The sequence below is a fragment of the Sorangium sp. So ce1014 genome (genome assembly GCF_051521505.1).
In the GTDB taxonomy this organism is placed as follows: Bacteria; Myxococcota_A; Polyangia; order Polyangiales; family Polyangiaceae; genus Sorangium.
In genome coordinates, this window is record NZ_CP150356.1 from 2,118,614 (window position 1) to 2,135,590 (window position 16,977).

The 16,977-nt window shown below is 69.6% G+C and carries 18 protein-coding genes and 2 pseudogenes; 12 read left to right on the plus strand and 8 right to left on the minus strand.

All coding sequences use genetic code 11. From position 1 onward, the window contains the following. The first annotated feature begins 83 nt into the window (after positions 1 to 83). The 5 genes from WME75_RS08080 to WME75_RS08100 all read left to right on the plus strand — a co-directional run bounded on the left by WME75_RS08080 (position 84) and on the right by WME75_RS08100 (position 3,282). Positions 84 to 1,133, plus strand: a complete 1,050-nt coding sequence (locus WME75_RS08080; protein ID WP_437488087.1) for a glycosyltransferase family 2 protein — start codon at positions 84 to 86, stop codon at positions 1,131 to 1,133. Between the two features lie 31 nt (positions 1,134 to 1,164). After that, positions 1,165 to 1,803: a methylthioribulose 1-phosphate dehydratase gene (locus WME75_RS08085; RefSeq protein ID WP_437488089.1), complete on the plus strand. Its 639-nt coding sequence runs from the start codon at positions 1,165 to 1,167 to the stop codon at positions 1,801 to 1,803. Continuing rightward, positions 1,800 to 2,342, plus strand: a complete 543-nt coding sequence (locus WME75_RS08090; RefSeq protein WP_437488092.1) for a 1,2-dihydroxy-3-keto-5-methylthiopentene dioxygenase — start codon at positions 1,800 to 1,802, stop codon at positions 2,340 to 2,342. Before WME75_RS08085 ends, WME75_RS08090 begins: the two co-directional genes overlap by 4 nt. A gap of 2 nt (positions 2,343 to 2,344) precedes the next feature. Beyond that, entirely contained in the window at positions 2,345 to 3,052 is a 708-nt protein-coding gene (gene mtnC / locus WME75_RS08095; RefSeq protein WP_437494768.1) for an acireductone synthase, read from the plus strand. Positions 3,053 to 3,156: 104 nt separating this feature from the next. Beyond that, positions 3,157 to 3,282 carry a hypothetical protein gene (locus WME75_RS08100; protein WP_437488095.1) on the plus strand — a complete coding sequence of 42 codons (126 nt, stop codon included), beginning with the start codon at positions 3,157 to 3,159 and terminating at the stop codon, positions 3,280 to 3,282. A 55-nt stretch (positions 3,283 to 3,337) separates the two neighbouring features. On the opposite strand, the gene WME75_RS08105 is transcribed toward WME75_RS08100, so the two are convergent. Together WME75_RS08105 and WME75_RS08110 are read right to left on the minus strand one after the other, a co-directional pair. Then, on the minus strand, positions 3,338 to 5,176 hold the full coding sequence (locus WME75_RS08105; protein WP_437488097.1) for a prolipoprotein diacylglyceryl transferase: 1,839 nt from the start codon (positions 5,174 to 5,176) through the stop codon (positions 3,338 to 3,340). Then, positions 5,173 to 6,561, minus strand: a complete 1,389-nt coding sequence (locus WME75_RS08110; protein ID WP_437488099.1) for a hypothetical protein — start codon at positions 6,559 to 6,561, stop codon at positions 5,173 to 5,175. The genes WME75_RS08105 and WME75_RS08110 overlap by 4 nt, the downstream gene beginning before the upstream one ends. A 283-nt stretch (positions 6,562 to 6,844) precedes the next feature. Here WME75_RS08110 and WME75_RS08115 point away from each other — a divergent pair. Then, positions 6,845 to 6,964: pseudogene (locus tag WME75_RS08115) on the plus strand (tyrosine-type recombinase/integrase); the annotation flags it as partial. 307 nt (positions 6,965 to 7,271) lie between these two features. Beyond that, on the plus strand, positions 7,272 to 7,919 hold the full coding sequence (locus WME75_RS08120) for a VOC family protein (RefSeq protein ID WP_437488102.1): 648 nt from the start codon (positions 7,272 to 7,274) through the stop codon (positions 7,917 to 7,919). Between the two features lie 620 nt (positions 7,920 to 8,539). On the opposite strand, the gene WME75_RS08125 is transcribed toward WME75_RS08120, so the two are convergent. The 4 genes from WME75_RS08125 to tnpA form a co-directional block, all read right to left on the minus strand. Continuing rightward, positions 8,540 to 8,824 (minus strand): hypothetical protein, encoded by a 285-nt coding sequence (locus tag WME75_RS08125; protein WP_437488105.1) that lies wholly within the window; start codon positions 8,822 to 8,824, stop codon positions 8,540 to 8,542. A 954-nt stretch (positions 8,825 to 9,778) separates the two neighbouring features. Next, entirely contained in the window at positions 9,779 to 11,455 is a 1,677-nt protein-coding gene (tnpC, locus tag WME75_RS08130; protein WP_437488108.1) for an IS66 family transposase, read from the minus strand. Continuing rightward, on the minus strand, positions 11,452 to 11,874 hold the full coding sequence (tnpB, locus tag WME75_RS08135) for an IS66 family insertion sequence element accessory protein TnpB (protein ID WP_437476351.1): 423 nt from the start codon (positions 11,872 to 11,874) through the stop codon (positions 11,452 to 11,454). Before tnpB ends, tnpC begins: the two co-directional genes overlap by 4 nt. Next, positions 11,868 to 12,206: an IS66 family insertion sequence element accessory protein TnpA gene (gene tnpA / locus WME75_RS08140; RefSeq protein WP_437476348.1), complete on the minus strand. Its 339-nt coding sequence runs from the start codon at positions 12,204 to 12,206 to the stop codon at positions 11,868 to 11,870. The genes tnpB and tnpA overlap by 7 nt, the downstream gene beginning before the upstream one ends. Positions 12,207 to 12,892: 686 nt before the next feature. Here tnpA and WME75_RS08145 point away from each other — a divergent pair. Continuing rightward, positions 12,893 to 13,135, plus strand: a complete 243-nt coding sequence (locus WME75_RS08145) for a hypothetical protein (RefSeq protein ID WP_437488111.1) — start codon at positions 12,893 to 12,895, stop codon at positions 13,133 to 13,135. Positions 13,136 to 13,239: 104 nt separating this feature from the next. Beyond that, positions 13,240 to 13,470, plus strand: a pseudogene (locus WME75_RS08150) (tyrosine-type recombinase/integrase); the annotation flags it as partial. A gap of 198 nt (positions 13,471 to 13,668) precedes the next feature. Here WME75_RS08150 and WME75_RS08155 read toward each other — a convergent pair. Further along, the gene (locus WME75_RS08155; protein ID WP_437488114.1) at positions 13,669 to 13,962 is read right to left on the minus strand and encodes a hypothetical protein; all 294 of its coding nucleotides are present in this window, start codon (positions 13,960 to 13,962) and stop codon (positions 13,669 to 13,671) included. A gap of 215 nt (positions 13,963 to 14,177) precedes the next feature. Here WME75_RS08155 and WME75_RS08160 point away from each other — a divergent pair, with 215 nt between their 5' ends. The 3 genes from WME75_RS08160 to WME75_RS08170 all read left to right on the plus strand — a co-directional run bounded on the left by WME75_RS08160 (position 14,178) and on the right by WME75_RS08170 (position 15,706). Then, positions 14,178 to 14,417 carry a hypothetical protein gene (locus tag WME75_RS08160; RefSeq protein ID WP_437488117.1) on the plus strand — a complete coding sequence of 80 codons (240 nt, stop codon included), beginning with the start codon at positions 14,178 to 14,180 and terminating at the stop codon, positions 14,415 to 14,417. Positions 14,418 to 14,422: 5 nt separating this feature from the next. Then, a complete protein-coding gene (locus WME75_RS08165; RefSeq protein ID WP_437488119.1) occupies positions 14,423 to 14,803 on the plus strand; it encodes a hypothetical protein in 381 nt (126 codons plus the stop codon). A 603-nt stretch (positions 14,804 to 15,406) separates the two neighbouring features. After that, complete coding sequence (locus WME75_RS08170; RefSeq protein ID WP_437488122.1) at positions 15,407 to 15,706, plus strand: hypothetical protein; 300 nt, start codon at positions 15,407 to 15,409, stop codon at positions 15,704 to 15,706. A 12-nt stretch (positions 15,707 to 15,718) separates the two neighbouring features. Here the strand turns inward: WME75_RS08170 and WME75_RS08175 are convergent, their stop codons facing one another. Then, the gene (locus tag WME75_RS08175; protein ID WP_437488124.1) at positions 15,719 to 16,387 is read right to left on the minus strand and encodes a pentapeptide repeat-containing protein; all 669 of its coding nucleotides are present in this window, start codon (positions 16,385 to 16,387) and stop codon (positions 15,719 to 15,721) included. Positions 16,388 to 16,977: the final 590 nt, after the last annotated feature.

The following is a 16,977-nucleotide window of genomic DNA, read 5'->3' on the forward strand; positions in this document are numbered from 1 at the left end:
ACCGCCTGGCCCCGCGCTTGTATCCGCGTCTCGCGCAGGAAAGCGGCGGGTCGGTTCGACCCGAGAGAGATGCGGGGGAGTTCATGGATCGGTCGGCGGGCGCGCCCCTCTGCGGGCGCCTCTCGCTGCGCCCGCTCGCCGAGCGGCCGCGGTGCAGCATCATCATTCCCTGTTACAACGAGGAGCGCTACATCGAGGACGTCCTCCGCTGTGCCCTGAAGCAGCGTTATCCACCCGATCTTCTCGAGATCTTCGTCGTCGACGGCGGCTCGAGCGACAGGACGCGCGAGATCGTCGCCCGCGTCGCGGCGGAGGACCCGCGCGTGACGCTCCTCCACAACCCCGCCCGGATCCAGGCCGCGGCGATGAACCTCGGTATTCGCCGATCGCGAGGCGACGTGATCGTCCGGATGGACGCGCACGCCGACTACGCCGGCGACTACGTGGCCGCGTCGGTCGCCGCGCTCCGGAGGACCGGCGCGCTCAACGCGGGCGGCGCGGCGCGGCCGCGCCACCGGAACGGCTTTCAGCGGGCGCTCTGCGCTGCGCTCTCGAGCCCCCTCGGCGTGGGCGGCTCGGCCTACCGCGACCCGTCGCGCGAGGGATTCGTCGAGTCCGTGTTCAACGGGGCCTTCCGGCGCGAGGCGTTCGAGATCGCCGGCCTCTACGACCCGGCCGCGATCACCAACGAGGACGCCGAGCTCAACCAGCGCATCATCGAGGCCGGCGGCGCGGTCTATCTGTCCCGGGAGATCGTCGCGTACTACTATCCGCGGTCGTCCCTCCCGGCGCTCGCGCGGCAGTATTTCGCCTACGGCAAGGGGCGCGCCCGCACGCTGCTCCGCCGCCGGAGGCTCCTGTCGCTCCGGCCGACGCTGCCGTTCTTCCTCGTGACGGCCCTCGCGCTGCTCGCGCTCGCGTCCGCGCTCCTGCCGTCCGTCCGCCCCGCGCTCGCGCTCGCGTCGCTCGGGTATGCCGCGCTCGTGATGGCGGCGTCGCTCCGGGTCGCGCTGCGCGCCTCGCCCCGCGATTTCCCCTGGCTCTGCGCCATCTTCCCCACGTTGCACGCCGCGCACGGGCTCGGGTTCTGGGCCGGCCTGCTCCGCGGCGCGCGCGACCGGGGGGCGCGTTGATTGACAGCGCTCGCTTTGGTATGGTCGCGCGGTGAGCGTGCGCGGGATGTCGTTTGCCTCGTTCTCCTCGGTCGCCGCCGGGCTCATCGAGCTGTCCCGCTGGTGCTACGAGCGCGGCTGGACGCCGGCCACGAGCGGCAATTTTTCCGCCCGGCTCAGCGAGGACACCTTCGCGATCACGGCGTCCGGGCGGCCCAAGGGCGCGCTCGGCCAGTCGGACATCGTGGTCGTCAACGCGGAAGGCCGCCTGACCGGACCGTCCGCGGGCCGCCCGTCGGCCGAGACGGCGCTGCACTGCCAGCTCTACCGGCGCTCCAGCGCGATCGGCGCCGTCGCGCACACCCACTCGCGGGCCGCGACGGTGCTCTCGCGCCGGTGCGCGCACGAGGGGTACGTGACCCTCGCGGGCTACGAGGTGGCGAAGGCGCTCTCCGGGGTGGCGACGCACGACCGCGCGGTGCTCCTCCCCGTCTTCGTCAACACGCAGGACATCCAGAAGCTGGCCGAGGACGTCGAGGCGTTCATGTCGGCGCACCCGCCGGTGCACGGCTACCTCATCGCCGGCCACGGGCTCTACACGTGGGGCTCGGACATCGCCGACACGATCCAGCATATCGAGGCGCTGGAGTTCATGCTCGACTGTGCGCTTCTGGAAGGGAGGATCTCATGAGCCTGCTGCGGGTTTACCGGGAGAACGATCCCACGAGGGCCGAGGAGCACACGACGTTCGAGGACATCGCCCGCGTCGCCGCCGCGTCGCAGATCCGCTTCGATCGCTGGGCCGCCGAGCGCCCGCTGCCGCCTTCGGCGGCGCCGGAGCAGGTGCTCGAGGCGTACGCCGGCCCGGTGAAGGAGCTCTCCGAGGCGTGCGGGTTCGTGACGGCGGACGTGATCTCGGTCTCGCCGAGCACCCCGGATCACGCGGAGATCCGGCGGAAGTTCCTGGACGAGCACATCCATTCCGAGGACGAGGCGCGCTTCTTCGTCGAGGGGCGAGGGCTGTTCTGCATCCACCAGGGGGAGCGCGTGCTCTCGTTCCTCGTCGAGAAGGGCGATCTCATCAGCGTTCCGGCCGGGACGCGGCACTGGTTCGACATGGGGCCGGCGCCCTCGTTCACCTGCATCCGGTGGTTCTCGGACCCGAGGGGGTGGGTCGCCGAGCACACCGGGTCGGACATCGCGTCGCGCTTCCCGCGGCTGGACGCGTGAGCGTGGCGGCGATCCCTGCGCGCGCGGTGCTCGTCGACATCGAGGGGACCACGACCGACGTGCGCTTCGTCCACGAGACGCTGTTCCCGGTGGCGCGCCGGGATCTGGCCGCGTACGTCTCGGCCCACGCCGGGAGCCCGGAGGTCGAGGCCGCCCGGAGCGCGGTGGCGCGCGAGCGGGGCGCGGGCGAGCAGGCGGTGAGCGACGGCGAGCTCGCGGCGGCGCTGCTCGCGTGGATCGACGAGGATCGCAAGGAGACCACGCTGAAGGCGCTGCAGGGGAAGATCTGGCGCCGCGCCTACGAGTCGGGGGGGCTCCGGAGCCACGTGTACGCGGACGTGGAGCCGGCGCTGCGGCGATGGCGGGACCTCGGGGTGACGCTCGCCGTGTTCAGCTCCGGGTCGGTCGAGGCGCAGGAGCTCCTGTTCCGGCACACGACCTCGGGGGATCTGACAGGCCTCTTCACGGCGTTCTTCGACACGACGACCGGGCCGAAGCGGGAGGCGGGCGCTTACCAGCGGATCGCGGAGGCGCTCGGGCTGCGCCCGGGAGAGGTGCTGTTCCTGTCCGACGTGGTGGCCGAGCTCGACGCGGCGGCGGCGGCAGGGGTGCGCACGGTGCAGCTGATCCGGCCGGGGACGGCGCGGGAACCGGGGAGCCGGCATCCGGTGGCGGAGCGGTTCGACGAGATCGCGGTGGAGCCGGGGTAACGGGGGGCGAGCCTGGGGGGTGCAGTCACGTGCCCAGAGAGGTATCTCATGAGGTCGGTAAGTCAGGAAGATCATTAGGGTTTTCTTCCCGCCTTCCCGCCTTCATGTTCACCCTGAGCGCCGGCGCGGGCGCGCCGGTGCGCGCGGAGCCGTTCGAGGCGCTGGAGCTCCGCGTCGGGCTCCTGTTCGGCGACGAGGACGAGCCGGAGGCAGGCGCCTCCCGGCCGTGACAGCGGGCGTGCTCAGCTCACCTCGAGCCGCTGCCGGAAGCGCCGGCGACATCCATCACAGCAGTCCGGCGCCGACCCAGAGCCCGGGCTCGTAGGCCACGAGCGCATCCACGTCGCCCGACGCGAGCAAGAGGAAGTTCACCGGAGAGAGGCCGACGAACAGGTGCGGCGTGATCGGGAACTGTATCCCCCACGCGAAGCGGCCGCCAAAGGCGCCGACGCTCTCGAAGTAGGGTGAGTCGAAGAAGATGCGGTGATAGCCCGGCGTGATCCCGACCGACATCTCGATATGCGAGCCGACGCCCATCACGAGCCGGAGCGGGACGCCGACCGCAATCTGGTGGACGTCGGTCGTCGAGATGCTCCGGAGCTCGACGCCGATCTCGAAGCGGCGCGTCTCGCTCAAGGGGAGGCGCGCGACGACGTCGAGATCCACGGACATCCCGTCCTTGACCGCGAAGCGACCCGGGACGAAGTAGCCGGAGATCCCGAGCGAGAGCGCCATCCGGCGCGCGTTGGCCTCCGCCTGGTGGCCTGTCGCGGGCTGCTCGGCGGCGGGCTCCGGGGGCGCCTCCGGCGAGCGCCCAGGCGGCTGTGTGGCGGCCGCAGGCGAGGGCGGGGGAGACGCGGGATATCCGCCCGCCGGGGGCGGCGGGTACGGGTAGGGCGCGGGATACCCGCCTGGCGGGGGAGGCGGGTACGGGTAGGGCGCCGGATACCGACCTGGCGGGGGCGGCGCATGCGGATAGGGCGCCGGATACCCGCCTGGCGGGGGAGGCGGGTACGGATAGGGCGCCGGATATCCGCCTGCCGGTGGCGGCGGGTACGGATAGGGCGCGGGATACCCGCCTGGCGGGGGAGGCGGGTACGGGTAGGGCGCCGGATACCCGCCTGCCGGTGGCGGCGGGTACGGGTAGGGCGCCTGTGCCGGCGGTGGGGTCGGGGCAGGCGGTGCCGAGCTCGCGGCCGTGGGCTTCGCTGCCGCGGGCGACGTGGGGGGCGCCGGCTGGGCCGCGGCCTCGCCCGCGGCGAGGCTCAGCGACGCGAGCGCGATCAGCGCGGGGGCCGCGGCGACAGCGCCGCGCGGGCCGCGGGCCCGGCGCGCGCGCAGGACGGCCGCCGCGAGGCCCAGCAAGAGCGCCAGCGAGACGAGCTGGCCGGTGCTGAGCCCCCCGTACACGCCGCGCCCGGCGTCCCCGCGGAGGAGCTCGATGAAGAACCGGCCGGCGGCGTAGAGCGCGAGCCAGGTCCCGAACGCCCGGCCGTCCCGGTGCCCCCGGACGAGCCAGAGGGCGGCGATCGCGCTCGCCAGCACCCCGAGCGCCGCCTCGTAGAGCTGCGTGGCGTGCACGGGCAGGCTCGGCGCTCCCAGGGGCACCCAGCCGGCCGCAGCGTGGTCCGCCGCCGCGGGGCTGCCGGCGGGAAACCGGACGCCCAGCGCGCCCGCCGTGACGCGGCCGTAGTCGCACCCCGCGAGGAAGCACCCCGTGCGCACGCAGGCGTAGGTGATCCCGAGCCCGGGCACGAGCCGGTCGAGGAACGGGAGCACGGGCGCGCCGCGGCGGAGCAGGACCACGCCGGCGACGAGCACGCCCGCGATGAGGCCTCCGTACGCGGCCCGTCCGGCATGGAGCACCGGGCCCCACGAGCCCCGCGCGAGCGCCTCGGGCGCGGCGCGCAGCGCCTCGAACACGTAGCCGCCGAGGAGCGCGGCGACGTAGCCGCCGAGGAGCGCGCGGCCCTCGACCCCGACGTCGCCCCGGTCCCGGCGCACAAGCCAGAAGAACGCCATCGACCCGAGGAGCCCCGCGACCGCGACCATCACCGCGTAGGTCGGCGAGAGCCACGGCGGCAGGCCGTGGCGCTCCAGCCAGAGCATCACCGCCCCGCTCACGCCCGCCTCCGGATGCGCAGCAGCATGTAGCCCGCGGGCACGAGCAGCCAGAACGCAGGGCCCAGGGGCCCTGGCGCGCCCGGGCGACCTCCTTCCAGGTCGCGCCGGCCGGCGCTCACGCGGCAGGTCGTCGACGGATCCCCGTCCTTGGCGTTCCTGCAGTCCTGGTTGCAATCGCTGCAGTTCTCGTTGCAATCGCTGCAGTTCTGGTTGCAATCGCTGCAGTTCTCGTTGCAGCCGGCGACGTCCTCGTTGCAGCCCGAGCAGCCGCCGCCGCAGCTGCCGCAGTCGCTGGAGCCGGTCGAGCCGCTCGGCGCGCTGGTCGGGATCCCGGACGACGCGGTCGGCTTGCCGTACTGGAGACAGCGATCGAGCACGGCCATGCAGCCCGCGTCCGCGGCGAAGGTGAGCGCGCCGTCGCGGCCCGCGATCGGCAGCGCGGCGCATGCGCCGCTGCCCGCGGAGAGGACGCACTCCTTCACCCCCTCGATGCTCATCAGCGCGAGCACGCAGAGCGCCTCGGCGTTCAGCGCGTCGGCGTTGACCCACGCGCACTCCGCCTGCGCGTCGGCGAACTGCGGGTCGGTGCGCTCGTGCTCGCAGGACCCGGCCACGGCGCAGGTGCACACGTCCCGCACGCCGGCGGCGCATTCGGCGATCGAGCCGGGGAGGTGATACGGGTTGGCGCGCACCGACTTCGGCTCGATCCGGGGGAGATCGGGCAGCGCGACGGCGCCGCCCGGGGGGCCGGAGGGCGGGGGCGCGTCCGAGGGCGAGAGGGCGCTCAGCGCGACAAGCCACGCGGCGTTGACGTACACCGCGCGATCCTGGGCGACCACGCCCGCCGGCAGCCCGGTGACGCGGATGAGGTCGCGCGCGCCCGCGCGCCGCGCGAGATCCGCCACGATCTCGCCGGCCCGGCCGTCGAGCGCCGCGTCCTCGAGCCCCGCGGTCTCCGGCGACGCCGGCTGCCCCGCGAGGACGGGCCGGGCGAGCGGCCCCTCGGACCCGCGCTCCGCCGCGAGGGAGCGGAGCACGAACCCTTCCGTGGACGGCTCCAGCGCGCCGAGGACGATCGCGTCCTCCCCGAGCTCCTCCCGCGCCGCGTCCGCGCTGCGGACCAGCGCCGGGACGCTCGCGATCTCGGCGCCGGGGATCGCCGTCTCCTCTTCCTGCGCGCGGTGCGCCTCCTCCAGCCGCACCGCGACGTCGTGGAGGGCCTCCTCGGGCAAGGCCGCGAGCACCTCCGGCGCGGCGCTCAGCGCGTCGCGCAGCGGCAGCCCCTCGTAAGGCGGCGTCTCGGCGCTGCACGCGCCGAGCGCGGAGATCGCGAGCAGCACGGCGGTACGGCGTATCGCACTCTCGATGACGATGTTCGTTCGCATGCCCCCCAGCTCTCGCCTCCTGCGAGCCCGCGGAGCCTGACGGGAGTCGCCGCCCTTGCTGCGCGAGCGGGCGCGTCGCCGGTGAAGACACCGCCTCGAGGAGACCACCAGAGACTGCCAGAACGAACGGCGCTGGCCAAGGCCCATGCGGCGAGCGGAGAGGCGCGATGTCGCGCGAAGGCGAGAGGCCTTACGGCGGACGTCATGCGACATCAGGGGCGCTCGCCAGCGTGGTGAGACAGGGGAGGGCGCGCGCTCTGCTTCCTCTCCAGGTCAGAACCGCCTCCAGGAGCTCTTCGGCCGCCGCGACGTGAGCACGACGAGGATCTCCACCCACGTGCTGAACCGCGGCGGCCTGGCCGTCCGCAGCCCCCTCGACGGCCCCTTCGGTCCAAGCGTGTGAACGGACCGGGATGTGTCCGGCAACCTCACGATGAGGCGGCCGCGCCGTGTCACTCAGGCGCGACGCGGCACGGCGCCTCCGGCAGCGCGTCCGCCGCGCCCCTTCCAGGCGCCCCCGGCCCCCAGGAAAGACGGCGGTTGTCGCCGGTGTCGGACGGATCTGCCCTATGGCGCTGGAGAGCATCTGGGCCTTGCGGCGCAGCGCCGATCCGTGAGACTTTCCGTGAGGGGAGGTCACAAACGGCGACGATCTAGACAGACCTGGTCCGGCGGCTTCGGTTGACCAATCGACTGATAGTTGGGCAGACATGAGCGGGACGACGCTGGCAGCCATCCTTTCAGATTGGACCGACGTCGACGTCGCAATGCATGTGCTTGCGTGCAGTGTCGGGCTCATGCCCGACCAGTCGGCGATGCGCGACGCCAAGTGGGTGTACTGGTCCAACAATCCGCTCGGGAACGAGTTGATCGTCTTGCTCGATCGGTTGACTGTTCTCGGCTTCCTTGAGAAGCGAGAGGAGCCGGACCTCCAGTATCGGGCATGCCCGGAATTTCGAGCGAATCTCGACATCGAACGCGTCTGGCAAACGGTGGCTGCCAGGAAACGTCCGGTGCTTGGTCTGACCCTGGTCGTTCTCCGGTGCGCGAATCTCGAACTTTCGAAGCAGTTCTATGAAGCCCTTGGCCTCTCATTCAACCCTGAGCAGCACGGTTCAGGACCGCCTCACTATTCCACTCTACTGGGCGAAACGGTTCTGGAGCTTTACCCGGCGGACACGACGCCGGGCACGCCCATCCGACTGGGCTTTGTCGTGCCCCACCTCGATGGAGCCGTTGGAGCCGCGCGCGCTCTCGGTGACTTCGTCGCCAAGTTCGACAGCAACGCCTGGCCGCCTCGAGCCCTGCTCCGCGATCCTGACGGCAACAAGATCGAACTGACAGCACAGAGCGACTGATGGTGCCCAGCAAGGCGTTTCAACTGACTGGCTTGTCGCTCAGCCTTCGGCTTCGCTCTGCCTCCAGCAGCTGAACGCCATACGTTGGGCCAGCCCCGCAGGCTGTGAAGTGAACGCGGCATCCTTCGATGCATGGATAAGTGCGATTGGAGCGTACTTGCGCGGCGATAGGGGCGTTGCCTCGAATACAATATATTGGTGCGTGGACACTGGCGCAATCAGGTACACGGACCGGGGCTTATCGAACGGAAGCGCATCTGGATTCAACCGTATTGGAAGGGGCCGGAAGACATGCCGAGACTGTCGCGCGAGTCCGCGAGCATCGTTTCGAAGGCACGTCGGATGGCTCCGACGGTGATCCGTGAGCCTCGATGAATGCCTTGGGATCGCCCCACACGAACCCTGAAGCCTGTCAAAGATCGGCCAACGACATTCCGAGTCTGACACAGCTCGTAATCAGGAGCGTCTTCGTCCATTCTGGCCGTCAGCTCCCCGCGCATCCGCCGGCACATTAGCAGTTTCGCCGAGCGGGGACGAGCTCGAATTTCCGTGCGAAGCCACAACGCTGCTCGGATTGAGCATCCTCGTGTGGCGACGGAGGAGCGGCTCGCGGCGAGTGATCAGCCGATCATGAGCTGGTCCTTGTACAGCTGCAGATCCTGTGCCGCGGAGGCCATGCAGTGAAGGTCATCGGCGGATTCGAGGTACTCCAGCATGGTCTTATGGCCAAGGGTCGTGTTCGCGGACGTCAGTCTCATTACCATTCTCCAGCGCCGTTGCTGGGCCACTTCCTTGAGCGAGATCACGCAGCTCTGCACGAGCGCCGCTTGGTCATGGGTAAGCAAGTTCGGAACGGGGTCCGGCAAGCCGTCCAGCATTCCTTGGATCGTCTCTTTGATGATCATGGCTACCTTCCTCTCAAGTTTGTTAACACCGACCCGGTTCAATCCAGGCATCGGCAGAACAGTCGCTAGCACAGGCAGACTGGAATGTGTAGCGATGCCAATCGAGTATCTGATGCCCACGAATGATCCCGATGACGCTCAAAAATTCGCGTAGCGCCCGGCCCTCGCGGTCGCCCTCCACGCGAATTATACAGGTACGCCCAAGGTCACGATCAAGAGACCTGGATTGACGCCCCGCACATGAGCTCGCTCGGCTGTGTAATATTGTCTACACCACGCTGGCTCCTCATCCGACGGTTTGCGATAGCTTCTGTCCGACATCGTCACAGCCTCCTTGGACCCCAGGATCACCTTGCTCGTCTGCCCCGGGTTATCCGCGCGCCAGCACGCGATCAAGGCGGCGCACGCGACGAGCGAGAGCGCTGAAGAGAAGACGAATCGCGCGGAGCCAATTCATCATCCACCTGGCCTGTCGAGGGTAGCGCACCTACCCCTCCTACGCCGCGCGGCGCCGCGCGGCGCCGCCGGTTTCGCCCGGCGCGCCCGGTTCGCGCCGCCTTGCGTGGCGCCGGCCTCGGCATGACGGGCTGCCGTTCTCGAGCGAGGCGTCGCCCTCGGCGGCGCGCCGCTCGAAGCAGGCGGCGGGGATCTCGCGCGCGGCGGACGAGGCGGGTCGCCCCGATGAACGCCGAGGTCACCGGATCGTGGTAGCCGCTCGCCCGGATGGGCGAAGATCGCGATGCTCGATCCGCCCGCGCCGCCGCCGAGGCCGCCTCAGCGTAAGCGCCCAGCCATCGCCATGGGCGCGGCCCCTTGCGGCTCTCACCGGGGTCGACGATGCTGGGCGCGGGGCGGCGCCTACCGATGGTCCGGGCAGACGCGGGCGGACACGAGAGGGCCGGCGAGAAGCTTTCCCCCCGGACCCCCGGCGGCGAGGATTGAGGTCCGCGTCGTTCAGGACGCGTCGGCGTCGCCGGCGGCCGGAGCCGCGAGCGACGCTCGCGCCCACGCGTCGGGCAGCAGCTCGTCCAGCCGTTCGCGCGGCCAGCCCGCCTGCAGCTTGCCGATCACCTCCGTCGCCCAGGCGAGCGGGTTGACTCCGTGCATCCGGCACGAGCCAAATACGGTGTAGCCGACGGCGAGGCGTTCAGCTCCCTTGTCCGAGCCCGCGAACAAGTAGTTTTTCCTTCCGAGCGCCACACATCTTATTCGCCGTTCGACTTCACCGTTGTCGATCTCGAAGCGCCCATCCGTGAAGCAGCGCCGCCACGCTGCCTCCTGGTTGATGGCGTACAGCGTCGCGACGTATAGCGGCGTACTTGGCACGAGCCGCAGGTGCAGATCGTGAATCCACTTATAGAGCTCCTCGAGCACGGGGAGCGACAGCGCCTGCCGGCGCGTCAGGCGTGCCTCCGCGGACAGCGCCTCAGCTTTGCAGGCAGCTTCGATGCGGTAGATGGCCTTGAAGTACGCAAGCGCCACAGCGGCTCGCTCGTCGCCGCCCTTCGCCGCCTTCTCGAACTTCGCGCGGATGTGCATTCCACAGCCGAGCCGGCGCTCCTCGGGCACGATCACCTCGCCACCGTCGTCTCCGCGCAACATCGCGCCGTACCCTGCATAACCATCGCCCTGCAGGTAGCCGGTGAAGCCCTGCAGCTGGGCAGCCGGATGCTTCGCCCTCCAGTCCGGTGCGTACAGGAAGGCGACGAGCCCAGCCCCGACAAAGGCCCAGATGTGCCCTCGCTTCACCCCCGCTGGATGATCCTGATCCAGCACGCGCATCCCGGTGTCATCGGCGCGCAGGTAGCATGCGCCCAGCACGCGCTCCTGGATCCTCTTGGCCACCGAGGCGAGCACATCGAGTGCGAACGCCGACCACTCACCCAGCGTCGACGGCGACAGCGACACGCCGAAGCGGGCATACTGCTGCGCTTGCCGATACAGCGGCATCGCGTCCTCGAACTTCTCGACGATGATGCTCGCGAGCAGCCCCGGCCCCGGGCGACCCCGATCCATCACCTTCTCGCTGTCCGCCGTCGTCACCCCCTGCTCGGGACAGCGCGGACAGGCGAGCTTCTCCCTCTGCTCCTCGATGACCCGGAACTGTGCAGGGACGAACTCGAGAACTTCGCTCGTACGGTGACCGATGCACTTTTTGTCCGCGCCGCACTGCGGGCACTTCCGCTCGGCTTCGGCGACGGGCACAACGCGCGTCTCGCGCGGCAGGTGTGCGGGAAGCGGCGCGCGCCCACGCCGTCCTCGCGGCGGCTTCGGCGGCTCAGGAGGTTGCGGCACCAGCCCCTGCCCCGGCTGCTCAGGAGCCTCCGCGCTAGGGTCTGACGAGGGCGCGCAGTCACCGCCCCCCTGCGGCGTCTGGGCGCCGAGCTCGGCGAACAGCAGCATCAGCTGCTCGGTAGAGACCTTCTGGCTCTTGCGGCCGTACAGCTCACGCAGCGCGCTCGCGAGCCTCGCCGACAGCGCGGTGTTCTTGTCGCGCAGCTGGAGCAGAAGCCCGAGTACCAGCTCGATGAGCGCCGCGACCTGCCCGTCGGCCGCGAGCTGCTCGAGCTTGCGTCGCACATCGGCCAGATCGGCGGGGAGCTGTGCTTGGGACGGAGGGGGACTGCTCACGTGGCGCGTTGGATATCTATCCCGCGCGCATCCATCAAGCGTTGCTTCGACGCGTCGAAATTTCTCACGCCGGGCCTCCAGCGCTTGCGCCGTACGGCCTGCGACAGGTCGATGCCTTCGAGCATCAGCGACAGCTCGGCCGCCTCGACCTCGATGTGGGTCGCTCCCTTGGGCAGGTCGCGGGCAAGGTGGAATCGGCCGCGGGCGAGTTTCTTCGCCACAATCACGTAGCCAGTGCGGTCCCAGAATAAGACTCGCACCTGGTCGCCTCGCCGATTCCTGAACACGAACAGATGGCCGCAGAGCGGATCGGCTCCGAAGCACTGAGCGACCAGTACCGACAGGCCATCAAAGCTCTTGCGCAGGTCGGTAGGCTCGGCCGCGACGTACACGCGCACCGACGGCGGCAGCGTCAGCACGGCACCTCCTCGGCAGCGAGCGCCAGCACGCGCTCGAGCGTGGCCGGGTCGAAGCCCGGCCGAACGCGGACCACCCGCCCGTTGGGCAGCGCGATCTCGATCGGCTCCGACGCGACCGGCGATGCGTCGGTCACCACGTGTACCGGCAGGAAGCGCGGCGTTTCCGCCAGCGACGACGGCGCCGGCTGCGCGGGCCCATCAGCCCGCAGCTTCCAGCGCCACCAGTACAGCTGCTTGGGCTTGTAGCCCTCGCGGCGCGCGAACTTCTCGGCACTCAGCCCGCTCCGCTCCCATCGACCCACCCGCTCGGCCCACTCCATTCTCGTCGCCATCGCTTCCTCCTTCGTCGCGATGGGAACAGGTAACCGACGCCACGCGGACGGTCACGATGCCCTTGGCCGGGCGCTTACGCCTCAGCCGCCGACGCCGCCTCAGCCGTGCTCGTGGGGCTGGCCGGGTATGCGGTGGTTCCCGGATGCGTCATCCGGGTGGGCCCGGGGGATGGGGATGGGCATAGCTCCAGCAACGGGGAAAGCGCCCCCGAAGGAGGCGCGGGCGGCAGCAGCTCCGTCGACGACGGCGCGGGCGGCAGCAGCCCTGTCGACGACGGCGCAGGCGGCAGCCCGGAGGAGCAGCAGCTGGACGAGGAAGCCTATGCTCAGCTCGACCCGGAGGAGCGCGTGCGAGCTCCGGGTGGCGACGCTCAACTGGAGAGAAGGCGAGGAGATCCCGCAGGCGGTCTACGAGGCGGCACGGCAATTCATGCTCTCCCTCGGCGTAAGGGAGCCCCCGTGCGGCTGGGAGAACGACGACGGCTACCAGGTCCGGGCGATCGACCGCGACACGGACGAAGCGGAGCCGCCGCCCGCAGCGAAGGCCGCGGCCGCGCCGTGGCGCTACAGCGGTGCATCGAGGAAGGCGGCCCAGCTGGCCCAGGCGGTCGCGGGCGCCGTGAACATCGCCGGCGCGCTCGCCGCGCTCGTGGGCCGAGGCGACGTCGTGGCCGTCGCGAGAGCACATGGTCGAGCACCTGGACCGGCTCCTGTCCGCCTTCGGAACGGAGCTCGATCAACAGAGATTCGCCGCGCCCGCCCGGAGGCTGCGCGCGCTGCTGTCGGCCTGGGAGCCGGGGCCCGAGGTCCCCGACGACATTTCGGAGGTCGCGCGCGATCTCCTCGCCGCGCTGGGAATCGAAGAGCCTCCCGGCGGGTGGGACGCGCCCGAGAGGCCGCCGGAAGGGCCGAGCAACGACAACGCATAAGGCCTGCTGGCCGGCTGCGCTTCACGTGACGCGAGTACACGACGCGCGGCGGACGTTCCCGCCGCGGGGAGCGTCCACAGCAGCGGCCGCCAACGCAGCGGCTGGCGGTGCGAGAGGCCGCCCTCGCCGCCGGTCTGTCGAGGTGCGCGAGCTGCCACACCCTGCGATACTCCTTCGCCACGCACCTGCTGGAAGCCGGCCACGACATCGGCACCATCCAGGAATTCCTCGGCTACCGCGACGTGAGCACGACGATGATCTCCACCCACGTGCTGAACCGCGGCGGCCTGGCCGTCCGCAGCCCCCTCGACGGCCCCTTCGGTCCGAAGTTGTGAACGGATCGGTATGTGTCCGGCAACCTCGCGATGCCTCCGGCTGCGCGTCTGCCGCGCCCCCCAGGCGCCCCCGGAAAGGCGGCGGCTGCCGCCAATGTTAGACGGAACTACCCTATGGCGCTGGACAGCATGTGGGCCTTGCGGCGCAGCGCGGATCCGTGAGATTTTCCGTGGGGGAGGGCACAAGAAGGCGACGATCTAGAGGCGCGCTTCGATTATCCCACCCTCGCGCCGATAACCATGGACGGCATTGATCCCGTGTTGGCGCTGAAGCACTTCGTGCATCGGATCAACGTTGGCCGAGATCGCGATCTGCAGGCGCTCGACGCGAGCGGAGCCTGACGAGCTGCCGTCGCGTGTCTCCCGTCCGGTACAGGCGTAGATCAGAACAAGCGTCGCAGCGCTGATGATCACACGCCCAACAAGCCGCTGCTGCCGACGGCGCTGCGCGCCGCAGCAGACCGGCGAGCCGTCGGGCAGGTGTCCGGTCATCAGAGGGCATTCCTGAAGAAAGCCGCTGCGGGCATCGGGGCTCTCGAGCTCCCGACACCGCAGACCGGTTGCTCTCGAGCGCCGGACGGCCACGAACCCGCACGAGCAGGAGCACGTGCGCTCACGGCCGGGGCCGGCCGCGATGGCGCCACCGAGCCGCTTCGGCTTGCCTTGCGGTCGAGCTTCGAGGGTGTATAGTTAGGCGTATGCCACGCATGCAGGTCTACCTCCCCGACGATTTGTATGAGCTTGTGAAGGCGCGTGGTCTTCCGGCCTCGGAGCTGCTGCAAAAGGCGGTGCGGGCTGAGCTGCGTCGGCTTGATCTGCTCGCCGAGACAGACCGCTACGTGGCGGAGCTGGTGGCAGAGGTCGGGCCGCCTGCCGCAGGCGAGCGCGCTCGCGCCGGCGCCGTCGCGCGACGGGTTGCGCGAAAGCCCACCCGCCAGGTGGGCTGACCGGCGTGTTGATCCTCGATTCGGGCGGAGTTACCCGTCTGGCCGAGCGATCCCGGCAGGCGGCGGCGCTGATCCTGGCGCTTCGCGAGCAGGACCTGTGGCCGCCCTTCGTCCCCTCCGTCGTGCTCGTGGAGTGCTTGCAAGGGCATCCTGGTCGTGACGCCCTGGCGAACAGCTTTCTCAAGACGTGCGACATCGTGGAGGAGATCTCCGAGCCGCTGGCGCGGCGAGCTGCGCTGCTCCGGAGGCGAGCCCGTCGAGGCTCCGCGGTCGATGCGCTCGTCGTCGCGCTCGCGGAGCCAGGCGGGACCGTACTCACCTCGGATCTCGGAGATCTCTCCGCGCTCGCCCAGCATTCGCGTGGCGTCAGGGTGGAGAAGGTCTGAAATCATCGTGAACAGCAGACTGCCCGCGCGCAAGGACGGAACGGGATAGGAAGCATTGTGACTCCTGGACGGGTGGAGGCTTTTTCGGTCTCGGCCTCATGTGCGCATTCTTTTGAGCGGCGCAGTCGAGTGATCATGGAACCGATTCTGAGGGTTGCCGGTATAGTCGTTTCTGGTGCATGGATCCTTTTTACTGCCATGAACTACGAAACGGTGACGAGCGATCCTCATAGCAACCCGTGGCTGCGCGGTCTGGTCGTTCTCGGTTTGGTGCTTGGTCCTCTCCTCTTCGCCCGATGTTGGTTGGCCGAGGGCCGGGCGCGGGAGAGAGCTGACCAGGAAAGACGCCACAGGCGCCATCCTGTCGACTAGTCGGGGCCGTGCAGCGAGCGCGCTGCACGGCCCCGCCGTCTCGTCGAGGTGGGCCGCCGCAAGCTTGCGACGGCTCCGTGCGGGTCCGCCCCGCCTTCGGGATCGCCCGCCGTGGAGCCGCTCGCCCGGCCTCTTGCGAGGGCTCGGTCGATTGTTGAACCTTCGGACCGGGCCCGGATCGTCTGCTGGATCGTGGACCGAGCAACGCCGACCTGCCCTCTACCCGCCCGCGTGAGATCGCTCGTCAGCTACGTCGGGGTGCCCTCGCGGGACCTCGACGACGTCATGCAGGACGCGATGGTGCGCCTCTGGGAGAGGCGAGAGCAGGTCCGATCGGCCAGGAATCCGGATCGTGCATTCCATCGGATCTTCGAGCTGCGTTCGGTGCTGGTCCAGCGCGACCTCTTCGAGATCCCCATGAAGGAGATCGCGGAGACGAGAGCGATACCCCTCAGCACGGCGTACAAATGGCGCACCAGGGCGCTCCACGGCGCGCGGGGAGCGCTCGCGAGGCGCCTCGCTGCGGAGTGACCGCTCGGGTCGTCATCGGCTGTCCTTTTCCGTGAAGCCGAGCACGTGCATGCCGAACGAGGCCGCGAGGAGGATCGCCGCTTCGAGCGGAATGCGGGCGCCCTTCACGCGGTTCTTCGCCGGATCGATGAACAGATCCTGGGACCGAGGGAACTGCGCGTTTCCAAGGTCGCAATCCTCGAAGCGTGTCCCCGCGAAGCGGCACTCCTCGAACACGGCCCCGACGAGGTCCGTCGCGGCGAAGACCGACTCGGTGATCGCGCACCGCTCGAAGCGCGTCTTGCGCAGCGCGAGCGAATCCATGATGACGTATCGCATGTCGCAATCCTCGAACGACACGTCGGGGTATTTCGTGATGTTCGTCCAGTTGATGCCCATCAACTTGCAGGAGTTGAACGCCACGCCGCGCAGCGAGAGCATGGTGAGGTCGGCCTTGGTCAAATCGCAGCTCTCGAACACGCAGTTCTCGAGCCGAGCGCGCGTCCAGCGGCTCTCGCCGAGCTTCGAACGCCGGAACACACAATTACAGAAGTCTCGGCCGCTCAGGTCCGCTCGTTCCAGAGTGAGCCCATCGAACGTCTCACCGTCGAATGAGTCCTTCCCTTCGAACGGATCCATCTTCCCTGGAGAGATCCCTCCACCGCCGGCAGCGCCGGATTTGGGAGTATCGTCGATGTTCAACCGTCCTCGTCGGGCCATTCCCTGCTCCAATCCACTGAGCGTTCTAGATATAATGTCATCGTTGGGCGCGGGTCGTCAAGGCGCTCTGACGCCACCGTAGCTCACGGTGGCCCGTAACCGCCCAGCCAGGGGCATCCAGAATGCGGCTCGACCAGATGACGCGTCGAGCGAGCTTGCCCGGGAGGAATCCCCTCAAATTTTTGGGAAAATTCACGGGGAGGCGGGGAGTAAAATCTCAGAAAAACTCCTCGCCTCCCTGCCTCCCTGTTCAATTTTCCGCTGTATACGGGCACAAATTGAGGGGGTTCCCCAGTATCGGCACACCAGGAGCTCTGGCCAGAAAAGGAGAGCGCGGCGCTCACGTCGCAAGCAGCTCCGTGGTTCCCGCGGAGGGGTGCGCAGGAGGGGAAAACGTTGCGCAGTTCACGCCGATGCGTGCGCAGGAGGGCGCTGAGGCGGCGCAGCAGGGGTGGCGGCGGTGCGCAGGCGTCGAACCAGGGCTGCACACGACGCCCACAGGGGCGCGCAGGACGGTGCCGGGGCCGCGCAGGAGCCAAGCAATTGTGACACAGGACACCCATGGGGCGGCG